Source organism: Leclercia sp. 119287, assembly GCF_009734485.1.
GTDB classification, from domain to species: domain Bacteria; phylum Pseudomonadota; class Gammaproteobacteria; order Enterobacterales; family Enterobacteriaceae; genus Enterobacter; species Enterobacter adecarboxylatus_C.
The window spans coordinates 3,567,329-3,579,004 of sequence record NZ_CP046445.1 but is presented as its reverse complement, the minus strand read 5'-3'; the positions used below and the strand labels follow the sequence as shown (position 1 = coordinate 3,579,004).

The window sequence follows — 11,676 nt, the reverse complement described above, 5'->3', positions numbered from 1 at the left end:
GGCTGTCCAGCTAGCATCCTCTTACCCCCTCGCAAAAAAGAGTAATGCGTTGAAACGCTGGTCTGTTTTCCCTCGCTCCTTGCGACAGTTAGTCATGATGGCATTCCTGCTGATCCTGCTGCCTTTGCTGGTCCTGGCATGGCAGGCATGGCAGAGCCTGAACGCCCTCAGCGCCCAGGCGGCGCTCACCAACCGTACCACCCTGATTGATGCCCGCCGCAGCGAGGCGATGACCAATGCCGCGCTGGAGATGGAGCGCAGCTACCGGCAGTATTGCGTGCTCGACGACAGGACGCTGGCAAACGTGTATCAAAATCAGCGTAAGCGCTACAGCGAAATGCTTGATGCCCATGCAGGGGTGTTGCCGGACGACAAGCTGTATCAGGCGTTGCGTCAGGATATCAATGCGCTGGCGCAGTTGCAGTGCCTCAACAGCGGCCCCGATGCGATGTCCGCCCTCCGGCTGGAGGCCTTCGCCAACGCCAATACCGAAATGGTCCAGGCGACCCGGGCGGTGATCTTCTCCCGCGGGCAGCAGCTCCAGCAGGAGATTGCCGAGCGCGGCCAGTTCTTTGGCTGGCAGGCGCTGGTGCTGTTTCTGGTTAGCCTGGTGCTGGTCCTGCTCTTCACCCGCATGATCATCGGCCCGGTGAAGGGTATTGAGCGGATGATCAACCGGCTGGGGGAGGGGCGCTCGCTGGGCAATACCGTGGTCTTTACCGGCCCGCGCGAGTTGCGCTCGGTCGGACAACGCATCATCTGGCTCTCCGAACGGCTGGCGTGGCTCGAATCCCAGCGTCATCAGTTTTTACGCCACATCTCCCATGAACTGAAAACCCCGCTCGCCAGCATGCGCGAGGGAACCGAGCTGCTGGCCGATGAGGTCGCCGGGCCGCTGACGCCTGAGCAAGGAGAAATTGTTGAGATCCTCGATGCCAGCAGCCGTAATCTGCAAAAGCTGATTGAGCAACTGCTCGACTACAACCGCAAACTGGCCGACGGGATACCCGAGCTGGAGCGGGTGGAGCTTGCACCGCTGGTGGATATGGTGCTCTCCGCCCACAGCCTGCCTGCGCGGGCTAAAATGATGCATACTGAACTGGCACTTTCGACGCCCGCCTGTTTAGCCGAACCTATGCTGCTGATGAGCGTGCTGGATAATCTTTATTCCAACGCGGTGCACTATGGCATTGAATCCGGTACCATTTATATTCGCAGTTTTACGCACGGCTCGCGTGTCTGTATCGATGTCGCTAACACCGGAAACCCGATCCCCGACGATGAAAAAACGATGATCTTCGAACCCTTTTTCCAGGGTAGTCATCAACGCAAAGGGGCGGTTAAGGGAAGCGGTCTGGGGCTGAGCATCGCCCGCGACTGCATTCGTCGTATGCAGGGAGAGCTTAATCTTGTCACTGACGACCGTACCGATGTCTGTTTTCGCATCGAACTGCCGCTTGAGTCGGAAAAATCACTGAAATGAATCTAAGTCTGGTGAGTATGTCACACGTCTTTTCCCGCGCCATTAACGCGGTATTTTCCGGCCACTTTATCCGCCTGAGCCTTCCCTGCCTGCTGCTGGCCGGATGCGTCACCCACGCGCCGACGCCTGCCATCAGCGACAAGCAGGATGAAAAATTGCCTGAACATCAGCTGGCGGACTTCCTTTCTACCGACTGCAATAATATCTGGCAGCTGCATGGTCAGGAAACCGACAGCAACCCGCTCTACTGGCTGCGCGGCATGGACTGTGCGGATCGCCTCTCACCCGCCGCGGCGCGTGCAGAGGCGCGGACCTGGAGCGATGACACCTGGCAGGAGAGCTTTAAACGCGGGCTCCTGCTGGCAAATGCCAAAATTAACCCGGTGGAGCGGCGGGTGTTGACCACCCGGCTGGATGCGCTGAGCCCGCAGATCCCCGCCCAGGTGCGCCCGCTCTATCAGCTATGGCGACACGGGCAGGTGCTGCAGCTGCAGCTGGCGGAGGAGCGTTCACGCTACGGCAAGTTACAGCAGACGACCGACGGTGAGCTGGATAACCTGCGCCAGCAGCAGCAATATTTACGCTCGCAGCTGGACACCACTACCCGGAAGCTGGAAAACCTGACCGATATTGAACGCCAACTCTCCACCCGTAAGCCGGTCAGCAACTATCTGCCGGATGCGCCAAAGAGTGCGACGCCGCCCGCTGACGGCGACGCGGCGGATACCCCGAAACAAGAGGACGGAAAGCCATGACAAGCCGAAAACCTGCGCATCTTTTGCTGGTGGATGACGACCCCGGCTTGCTGAAGCTGCTGGGCATGCGTCTGGTAAGCGAGGGCTACAGCGTGGTGACTGCCGAAAGCGGTCAGGAAGGGCTGAAGGTGCTGGGGCGCGAGAAGGTCGATCTGGTCATCAGCGATCTGCGGATGGATGAGATGGACGGCATGCAGCTGTTTACCGAGATCCAGAAGCTGCAACCCGGTATGCCGGTGATTATCCTCACCGCCCACGGCTCAATCCCGGATGCCGTGGCGGCCACCCAGCAGGGGGTCTTTAGCTTCCTCACCAAGCCGGTGGACAAAGACGCGCTCTATAAAGCGATCGACGATGCGCTGGAGCACGCCGCGCCGTCAGGCGATGAGACGTGGCGGGAGACGATTGTCACCCGCAGTCCGATCATGCTGCGGCTGCTGGAGCAGGCGCGGATGGTGGCGCAGTCCGACGTCAGCGTGCTGATTAACGGCCAGAGCGGCACCGGGAAAGAGATCCTCGCCCAGGCGATCCACAACGCCAGCCCGCGCGGCAAAAACGCCTTTATCGCCATCAACTGCGGGGCACTGCCCGAGCAGCTGCTGGAGTCGGAGCTGTTTGGGCACGCGCGCGGGGCCTTTACCGGCGCGGTCAGCAGCCGGGAAGGGCTCTTCCAGGCCGCAGAAGGCGGTACGTTGTTCCTCGATGAAATTGGCGATATGCCGGCACCGCTGCAGGTCAAACTGCTGCGCGTGCTGCAGGAGCGCAAGGTCAGGCCGCTCGGCAGCAACCGCGATATCGACATCAACGTGCGTATTATCTCCGCCACTCACCGGGATCTGCCCAAGGCGATGGCGCGCAACGAGTTTCGTGAAGACCTGTTCTATCGCCTCAACGTCGTCAACCTGAAGATCCCGGCGCTGGCGGAGCGGGCGGAAGATATTCCGCTGCTGGCGACGCAGCTGCTGCGCCAGTCCGCCGAGCGGCATAAGCCGTTTGTGCGGGCTTTCTCCACCGATGCCATGAAGCGGCTGATGACCGCCAGCTGGCCCGGTAACGTGCGCCAGCTGGTGAACGTGATTGAGCAGTGCGTGGCGCTCACCTCCTCGCCGGTGATCGGCGATGCGCTGGTGGACCAGGCGCTGGAGGGGGAAAATACCGCTCTGCCGACCTTCGTCGAGGCCCGCAATCAGTTTGAGCTCAACTATCTGCGTAAATTACTGCAGATCACCAAAGGTAACGTGACCCATGCGGCGCGCATGGCCGGACGTAACCGCACCGAGTTTTATAAGCTGCTGTCGCGCCATGAGCTGGAAGCAAACGATTTTAAAGAGTGATACCCTAAAATCCGCCTGAATATGATACTGTGAGCAACCGATTACGAGGCAGCTGACAGGCATAAGTTTAAGGACCACCATGAAAAAGATTGATGCGATTATTAAACCTTTCAAACTGGATGATGTACGCGAAGCGCTGGCGGAAGTCGGCATCACCGGCATGACGGTGACAGAGGTGAAAGGCTTTGGTCGTCAGAAGGGCCACACTGAACTGTACCGTGGCGCGGAATACATGGTTGATTTCCTGCCGAAGGTAAAAATTGAAATCGTGGTGTCGGACGACATCGTGGAGACCTGCGTGGATACCATTATCCGCACCGCGCAGACCGGCAAAATCGGTGACGGCAAGATCTTCGTCTTTGACGTGTCGCGCGTGATCCGTATCCGTACCGGTGAAGAAGACGACGCCGCGATTTAACGCCGGACTTCAACCTGTAGGCCCGCGCAAGCGCAGCGCCGCCGGGCAAAAAAAAGCCCCTCGTGAGAGGGGCTTTTTGCATTACAGCACCTTATGCGGGCCGAAGCATTCGTAATGAATATTATCTTTATTTACGCCCAGCTCAAGGAGCTGCGCCGCGGCGTACTGCATAAAGGCTACCGGGCCACAGACGTAGAACTGCATCTCCGGGGCGTGGAACTGCTCTTTATGCTGGCTTAACGCCATCAGACCTTCGCTGTCGAAGCGTGCTGCGGCACGGTCGTCATCCGACGGCAGGCGATACCAGGTGTGGGCGGTAAAGTGCGGCAGACCGGCAGCCAGCGTTTTCACTTCATCAGAAAATGCATGCACTTCGCCATTCTCTGCGGCGTGGAACCAGTTGACCTGCGCCTGATGCTGCGATTTCGCCAGGGTATCCAGCATCGCCAGCATCGGGGTCTGACCGACACCGGCGGAGATCAGCGTCACCGGGGTATTGGCATCCACCGCCATAAAGAAATCGCCCGCCGGCGCGGCCAGATGCACCACATCACCGACGCTAGCTTCGTCGTGCAGCCAGGTGGAGACCTGACCACCGTCCTCGCGTTTCACCGCAATGCGGTAGCCTTTGCCGTTTGGCTTACGGGTCAGGGAGTACTGGCGGATCTCCTGATGCGGGAAGCCTTCCGGCTTCAGCCACACGCCCAGGTACTGGCCCGGCTGGTAATCGGCCACCGGCTGGCCGTCCACCGGCTCAAATTCAAAGCTGGTAATCAGCGCGCTGCGCGGGGTTTTTTCCACGATACGGAACGCGCGGGTGCCTTCCCAGCCGCCGCTCTTGCTGGCGTTTTCGCTGTAGATCTGCGCTTCACGGTTGATAAAGACGTTAGCCAGCACGCCGTAGGCTTTGCCCCATGCGTCCAGCACTTCCTGACCCGGGCTGAACATCTCATCCAGGGTGGCCAGCAGATGGCTGCCAACAATGTTGTACTGCTCGGGTTTGATCTGGAAGCTGGTGTGTTTCTGGGCGATTTTTTCCACCGCTGGCAGCAGCGCCGGCAGGTTCTCGATGTTGCTGGCGTACGCGGCAATGGCGTTAAATAACGCTTCGCGCTGGTCGCCGTTGCGCTGGTTGCTCATGTTGAAAATCTCTTTGAGCTCCGGGTTGTGCGCGAACATGCGATCGTAAAAATGGGCGGTAAGTTTAGGACCGGTTTCGACCAGCAGGGGAATAGTGGCTTTAACGGTAGCGATGGTTTGAGCGTCTAACATAGCAGCTTCCTTCAAATGTTACTTTAATGATGTATTTTATATACATCTTATAAAAAATAACCCTGCGTTGTAAATGGTTCTTTGCAACTTGAATTAACTGCATCACAAACCTGAAAAGAAATCCACTTTACAGGGCGAGAGCGTTATTCCTCAAACCCTTGCGTGGCGGGCAGGTAAACGTTTGCGTAAAATCGTTTGTCAAGACCTGTTATCACTCTGCTAATCAGTTATACTGTTGCCCGTCGTCCAACTGGACTGCCTTTTTCAGGCAAAAATTTACTTGTTAGCTGAGTCAGGAGATGCGGATGTTAAAGCGTGAAATGAACATTGCCGATTATGATGCCGAACTGTGGCAGGCTATGGAGCAGGAAAAAGTACGTCAGGAAGAGCACATCGAACTGATCGCCTCCGAAAACTATACCAGCCCGCGCGTTATGCAGGCGCAGGGCTCTCAGCTGACCAACAAATACGCTGAAGGTTACCCGGGCAAGCGCTACTACGGCGGTTGCGAGTATGTGGATATCGTTGAGCAGCTGGCGATCGACCGTGCCAAAGAGCTGTTTGGCGCAGACTACGCTAACGTGCAGCCGCACTCCGGCTCTCAGGCTAACTTCGCGGTCTACACCGCGCTGCTGCAGCCGGGCGATACCGTTCTGGGTATGAACCTGGCGCAGGGCGGTCACCTGACTCACGGCTCCCCGGTTAACTTCTCCGGTAAACTGTACAACATCATCCCTTACGGTATTGATGAGTCCGGTAAAATTGACTACGAAGACATGGCGAAGCAGGCCAAAGAGCACAAGCCGAAGATGATCATCGGCGGCTTCTCCGCTTACTCCGGCGTGGTTGACTGGGCAAAAATGCGTGAAATCGCAGACAGCATCGGCGCATACCTGTTCGTCGACATGGCGCACGTTGCCGGTCTGATCGCCGCAGGCGTTTACCCGAACCCAGTGCCACACGCTCACGTGGTCACCACCACCACCCACAAAACCCTGGCGGGTCCACGCGGTGGCCTGATCCTGGCGAAGGGCGGTGACGAAGACCTGTATAAAAAACTGAACTCTGCCGTTTTCCCAAGCGCGCAGGGTGGCCCGCTGATGCACGTGATCGCGGCGAAAGCCGTGGCGCTGAAAGAAGCGATGGAGCCTGAGTTCAAAGTTTACCAGCAGCAGGTTGCTAAGAACGCCAAAGCGATGGTGGACGTGTTCCTGAACCGTGGCTACAAAGTGGTCTCCGGCGGGACTGAAAACCACCTGTTCCTGCTGGATCTGGTTGATAAAAACCTGACCGGTAAAGAAGCTGACGCTGCCCTGGGCCGCGCCAACATCACCGTCAACAAAAACAGCGTACCAAACGATCCGAAGAGCCCGTTCGTGACCTCCGGTATCCGTATCGGTTCCCCGGCTGTGACTCGCCGCGGCTTCAAAGAAGCGGAAGTGAAAGAGCTGGCTGGCTGGATGTGTGACGTGCTGGACAACATCAATGACGAAGCCGTTATTGAACGCGTGAAAGCGAAAGTGCTGGATATCTGCGCGCGCTTCCCGGTTTACGCATAAGTCTGCTTCGCAGAACAAAAAGGCCGCGTATGCGGCCTTTTTTTATGGCTAACGCCGGTCGATGGAGATAGCGCCCGGCCCGGCAACGGCCAGCAGCAGAAACCCGCCGGCGATACTGATGTTCTTGAAGAAGTTAATCATATTGGGCATCACCGCATCGCCGCTCATATCCCAGTAGTGGTGACCAATCACCGCCGTACCCAGAGTATAAAAGACGAACAGCACCGCCAGCGGGCGGGTAAAAAAGCCGAGCACGATCAGAATCGCGGCGGGCACCTCCATGATCACCGCCACAATGGCCGCCAGCATCGGCATCGGGGCGCCCAGCTTCGCCATATATTGCACCGTGCCGTCGAAACCGAACATTTTTGGCACGCCGAAAATGATAAACAGGAGGATAAGGGCGAGACGGGCGATTAACAGGATCAGCGCCCGGGACTGACCGAAATCGAAATACCGTATAGCGTTCATAGCGGCATGACCTATGTGAGCAGGATAATTAAACCCTAATACAGATTTGTGCCGCTTGCCATGAGCCATTCGGGTCACTTTTTTTGTTAAGCAACAGTTAATTTATAGCAGGCTATCTGCTTGCTTAATTAGCGCTTTATCGCCAGACTATCGCCTCCAAAACGGGAGGGATTCATGGTTTTGCATTCCACACGCTGGCTGGCGCTCAGCTACTTTACCTACTTTTTTAGCTACGGTATTTTTCTGCCTTTCTGGAGCGTCTGGCTCAAGGGAATCGGCCTCACTCCGGAGATGATAGGCGTCCTGCTGGGCTCGGGCCTGGTGGCGCGTTTTCTCGGTAGCCTGCTTATTGCCCCGCGCGTCAGCGATCCCTCCCTGTTAATCAAAGCCGTGCGCGTGCTGGCTCTGCTCACCCTGGTGTTTATGGCGGGATTCTGGGTCAGCCAGCAGTTTGCCTGGCTGGTGGTGGTGATGGTGGGCTTCAACCTCTTCTTCTCGCCGCTGGTGCCGCTGACCGACGCGCTGGCCAATACCTGGCAGAAGCAGATCACCATGGATTATGGCCGGGTGCGGCTGTGGGGCTCGATCGCCTTTGTGATTGGCTCGGCGCTGGTGGGCAAGCTGGTGAGCCTGTACGACTATCGCGCCATTCTGGCTCTGTTGAGCCTGGGCATTATGTCGATGCTGCTCGGGATGCTGCTGCGCCCATCGGTGATGCCGCAGGGCGAAAGCCGTCAGCAGGAGAGCGCAGGCTGGCCGGCATGGCGCTCGCTGGTGGCGCAGAGCTGGCGTTTCCTCGCCTGCGTCTGCCTGTTGCAGGGGGCGCATGCGGCCTACTACGGCTTCAGCGCGATTTACTGGCAGGGCGCCGGGTATTCGGCTTCGGCGGTCGGCTATCTCTGGTCGCTTGGCGTGGTGGCAGAAGTAATCATCTTTGCCCTCAGTAACCGGCTGTTCCGCCGCTTTGGCGCCCGGGAACTGCTCCTGCTCTCCGCCGTCTGCGGTATCGCCCGCTGGGGGATCATGGGCTGGACCACCGAACTGCCGTGGCTGATTGTGGCGCAGATCCTGCACTGCGGCACCTTCACGGTGTGCCATCTGGCGGCGATGCGCTATATCTCGGCGCGCGAAGGCAGCGATGTGATCCGCCTGCAGGCGGTCTACTCGGCGGTGGCAATGGGGGGCAGTATTGCGATCATGACCGTCTTCGCCGGCTTCCTGTACCAGCATCTCGGTCACGGGGTTTTCTGGGTGATGGCGCTGGTGGCGCTGCCCGCGGTTCTGCTGCGTCCGCGGGTAGCAGCGCGCTAAGATTCCAGCATGGCGCGAATATGTTCCTGCTGCTGCGCATTCAACGCCTCGACGGCGTGAATGAGCGGCGGCGAGAACAGGGGCAGGGCGGTGGTATAGGGCGTGACCACCAGGGCGGCCTCGCGCGGGGCCCCCTCCTTCTGAAAGGCCTGTAGCGTCACATAGCGAATGTTCAGCGGCAGCAGGGTCAGCTCCCGCAGCTGTTGTTCAATCAACTCCTCGCAGGCTTTATCCTCCCCGGTCAGCAACACCACCTGCTTTTCATGCAAATCGTTCTCCTGCATCAGCCAGGCGCCAAAGATCACCGCCACCAGGCTCGACTCCTCCTCAGAAAACCGCAGGCCAAACTCCGCCTCCAGCTCGAACAGCACCTCGCGGGTGGTACGCATCAGGCGCGGATAGAGGCGATGGATCTCTTCGGGCAGGCTGTTGTCGATACCGATGCCAAACAGCGAGCGGTCCAGAGCCTGCGCCAGATGAATATAGAGCTGATCGATAAGCCCCTGCTCGTCGCTGAACTGCATGCCGGTTTGCCCATGAAAGCGGGCGATCATGCGGGTGATGGTGCGACGCAGACGGTCATCTTCCTGGTGCGTATCGCGAAGGGGATCCGGCGTGCGGAGCATCATAAACAGCAGCGCCAGAAAAGGTTGCTCATCGGCGTGAGGCGCCTGCGCCACGCGGCGCTGCCAGTGGCGGATAATCTCCTGCGCCATCAGATATTCGCTGCGCGACTGGGTCCAGTTACGCTGAACCACCGAAAATTCGGGGCTCTGGCCCAGCTGGTGCTGGAGCAGACAGTACTGCAAATAGAGCTGCAAAAACTGCGTGTCCCGGCATTCAAACTGGCGCTGCAGGCGGCGGGAGCAAAAGTTAATCAGCGCCCGCAGGTTGGTATCGTCATATAAAGTGCGGGCGATGCCGAGCTGCTTTAGCGCGATTTTCAGAGATGGGGTAAACTGCTGCGCGACGAAGTGGGGGCAGAGGCGTAACGCCCGGCGCAACCAGTGCAGCAGGCACAAGCGTTGGTTCAGGTGGCTACCTTCCAGCAGGTAGCAGCCATCATGCTGTGTCGCAATGTCGAGCTGGTGATAGCGCTGGATCTCCATGCGCATCTCGTCGATATCCTGCCGGCAGAGGGCATCATCGACACCGTTGATTTCACCGATGCTTTGCAGGGTGGCGCGAAAGCCTGGCACATAGAGCATCAACAGAACCTGGCAGCGGCGCTGCGAACTGGAAAGTGCAGATGGCATTTCGAGAGTCGTCATCATCTGTCGGGTTCCAGTGAGTGTGTTTGATAAGAATAGCTAAAGGATGTACGCCATAGCACGTGATGCCGGGCTTTCCTTCAGGAATGCGGGTGAACATCACAGAATTTTTGACGTGAGGATGAGATGCAAACAGTGAAACGCAGCGCAACGACGCTTTTTTTGGCGGTTTTGTCTTTTACCGCCGCCGCGCACCCTCACAGCTTTATCACCCTGAAAACGCAGATCATGGTGAAAGACAACCAGCTTACCGGGCTGAAGATGCGCTGGGCGATGGATGAGCTGACCTCCGCCGATCTGCTTTACGATGCCGGAAACGCAAAGCCGGGGGATGAGATCTGGAAAAAGCTGGCGGCGGAAGTCATGGCCAATGTGCTCGGTCAGCACTACTTTACCGAGTTCTGGCATAACGGGCAGAAGGTGAAATTCCTCAACCGGCCGACCCAGTACGGCATGACCCGTCAGGAGCATCAGGCGGTGCTGACCTTTATTTTGCCGCTGGCGGAGCCTCAGCCGCTGGCCGGACAAAAATATACCTTCTCCACCTTCGATCCCTCCTATTACGTGGACATGAGCTACGCCGAGGATGACGATGTGTCGCTGCCTGCTGAGCTGCAAAAAAGCTGTTCCGTCAGCGTGGACACCCCGGAGCCCAGCGACGAGACGCTGAACTTTGCCAGCTCGCTGGATAAAGACGATGCGCCCCCGGAGGATATGGATCTCGGCAAACAGTTTGCCCAGACGGTGACCCTGCAATGTCAGTAGTACGCGCGCGACGCGGGTGGGATCTCTGGCCGCTGGGGCTGTTTCTGGTAGCGGCGGTGGCGGGGGCTGTCTGGCTCTGGCAGGCGTGGCCGCAGGTGATGCGCCAGAGCATTCTCTGGCAGCGGGACGTCAACCAGCAGATGAGCGGCCTGCTGAAGGCGGTGGCCGACAATCCGACGGCGGCAGGCGGGTCGCTGCTGCTATTCAGCTTTGTATACGGCGTGTTGCATGCCCTGGGGCCGGGCCACGGCAAAATTGTCATCGCCACTTGGCTTGCCACCCATCCCTCAAAACTGAAATCGAGTATCGGCTTAACCCTGGCCTCCTCTTTATTACAGGGAGTGGTGGCGATCGCCCTGGTGGTAGGCGTGTTAACGCTGCTGCAGCTCCCGGCGCGGGATCTGCACATGAGCAGCTTCTGGCTGGAGAAGGGAAGCTATGCCCTGGTGGGCGTGCTGGGGCTGATGCTCTGCTGGCGGGCGCTGAAAAAACTGCGCGGCCTGCTGCGTAAACCGACCTTCAAAGCCTTTACTCCGCATCACGTCCACGATGCAAACTGCGGCTGCGGCCATCAGCATCTGCCGAGCCCGACGCAGATCCAGCGCGCTGACGACTGGCGGGCGCGGATGATGATTATCCTGTCCATGGGCATGCGACCCTGTTCCGGGGCGATTATGGTGCTGCTGTTCAGTAAGGTGATCGGCGTGTTCAGCTGGGGCGTGGCTTCGGCGCTGGCGATGGCGGCGGGAACGGGATTAACCATCTCTTCGCTGGCGCTGCTGGTGCACGGCTTTCGTCAGCTGGCGGTCAGGCTTAGCGGCAACAAAGCGCCGGTACTGTGGCGACAGATCGAATGGACAACGCTGGCATTAGCGGGTGGAGTGGTATTGCTGGTAGCGGCGGTGATGATGTGGATCAGTGCGGTGCCGGTGGGCAGGGGAATGCGGCCGTTTTAAAATGCCGGGCGGCACTTCGTTTGCCCGGCCTACGGTCTTGTAGGCCCGGTAAGCGCGAGCGCCACCGGGCAAGACAACCAG

11 protein-coding genes are annotated in these 11,676 nt (G+C 58.6%); 8 read left to right on the top strand and 3 right to left on the bottom strand.

The genetic code is table 11. The features are described from left to right. The first annotated feature begins 49 nt into the window (after nucleotides 1-49). The 4 genes from qseE to glnB all read left to right on the top strand — a co-directional run bounded on the left by qseE (nucleotide 50) and on the right by glnB (nucleotide 3,990). Nucleotides 50-1,483, top strand: coding sequence for a two component system sensor histidine kinase QseE/GlrK (qseE, locus tag GNG27_RS17185; protein ID WP_197090536.1), 1,434 nt, complete (start codon nucleotides 50-52; stop codon nucleotides 1,481-1,483). Then, on the top strand, nucleotides 1,480-2,238 hold the full coding sequence (gene qseG, locus GNG27_RS17180; RefSeq protein WP_156264361.1) for a two-component system QseEF-associated lipoprotein QseG: 759 nt from the start codon (nucleotides 1,480-1,482) through the stop codon (nucleotides 2,236-2,238). The genes qseE and qseG overlap by 4 nt, the downstream gene beginning before the upstream one ends. Then, the gene (gene glrR / locus GNG27_RS17175; RefSeq protein WP_156264360.1) at nucleotides 2,235-3,572 is read left to right on the top strand and encodes a two-component system response regulator GlrR; all 1,338 of its coding nucleotides are present in this window, start codon (nucleotides 2,235-2,237) and stop codon (nucleotides 3,570-3,572) included. Before qseG ends, glrR begins: the two co-directional genes overlap by 4 nt. A 79-nt stretch (nucleotides 3,573-3,651) precedes the next feature. Further along, complete coding sequence (gene glnB, locus GNG27_RS17170; protein ID WP_039029746.1) at nucleotides 3,652-3,990, top strand: nitrogen regulatory protein P-II; 339 nt, start codon at nucleotides 3,652-3,654, stop codon at nucleotides 3,988-3,990. Nucleotides 3,991-4,071: 81 nt separating this feature from the next. Here glnB and hmpA read toward each other — a convergent pair whose 3' ends face one another. After that, complete coding sequence (gene hmpA, locus GNG27_RS17165; protein ID WP_156264359.1) at nucleotides 4,072-5,262, bottom strand: NO-inducible flavohemoprotein; 1,191 nt, start codon at nucleotides 5,260-5,262, stop codon at nucleotides 4,072-4,074. Between the two features lie 305 nt (nucleotides 5,263-5,567). On the opposite strand from hmpA, the gene glyA reads away from it, so the two are divergent. Continuing rightward, the gene (glyA, locus tag GNG27_RS17160; RefSeq protein ID WP_156264358.1) at nucleotides 5,568-6,821 is read left to right on the top strand and encodes a serine hydroxymethyltransferase; all 1,254 of its coding nucleotides are present in this window, start codon (nucleotides 5,568-5,570) and stop codon (nucleotides 6,819-6,821) included. A gap of 48 nt (nucleotides 6,822-6,869) precedes the next feature. On the opposite strand, the gene GNG27_RS17155 is transcribed toward glyA, so the two are convergent. Next, entirely contained in the window at nucleotides 6,870-7,292 is a 423-nt protein-coding gene (locus tag GNG27_RS17155) for a DoxX family protein (protein ID WP_156264357.1), read from the bottom strand. A gap of 174 nt (nucleotides 7,293-7,466) precedes the next feature. Here GNG27_RS17155 and GNG27_RS17150 point away from each other — a divergent pair, with 174 nt between their 5' ends. Continuing rightward, entirely contained in the window at nucleotides 7,467-8,603 is a 1,137-nt protein-coding gene (locus GNG27_RS17150; protein WP_156264356.1) for a 3-phenylpropionate MFS transporter, read from the top strand. Here GNG27_RS17150 and csiE read toward each other — a convergent pair. Continuing rightward, complete coding sequence (gene csiE, locus GNG27_RS17145; protein WP_156264355.1) at nucleotides 8,600-9,877, bottom strand: stationary phase inducible protein CsiE; 1,278 nt, start codon at nucleotides 9,875-9,877, stop codon at nucleotides 8,600-8,602. The two genes, GNG27_RS17150 and csiE, sit on opposite strands and share 4 nt — an antisense overlap. A gap of 123 nt (nucleotides 9,878-10,000) precedes the next feature. Between csiE and GNG27_RS17140 the strand changes: the two genes are divergently transcribed. Continuing rightward, nucleotides 10,001-10,639, top strand: a complete 639-nt coding sequence (locus tag GNG27_RS17140) for a DUF1007 family protein (protein WP_142486712.1) — start codon at nucleotides 10,001-10,003, stop codon at nucleotides 10,637-10,639. Further along, complete coding sequence (locus GNG27_RS17135; protein ID WP_156264354.1) at nucleotides 10,630-11,595, top strand: nickel/cobalt transporter; 966 nt, start codon at nucleotides 10,630-10,632, stop codon at nucleotides 11,593-11,595. The genes GNG27_RS17140 and GNG27_RS17135 overlap by 10 nt, the downstream gene beginning before the upstream one ends. The last annotated feature ends 81 nt before the right edge of the window (nucleotides 11,596-11,676 follow it).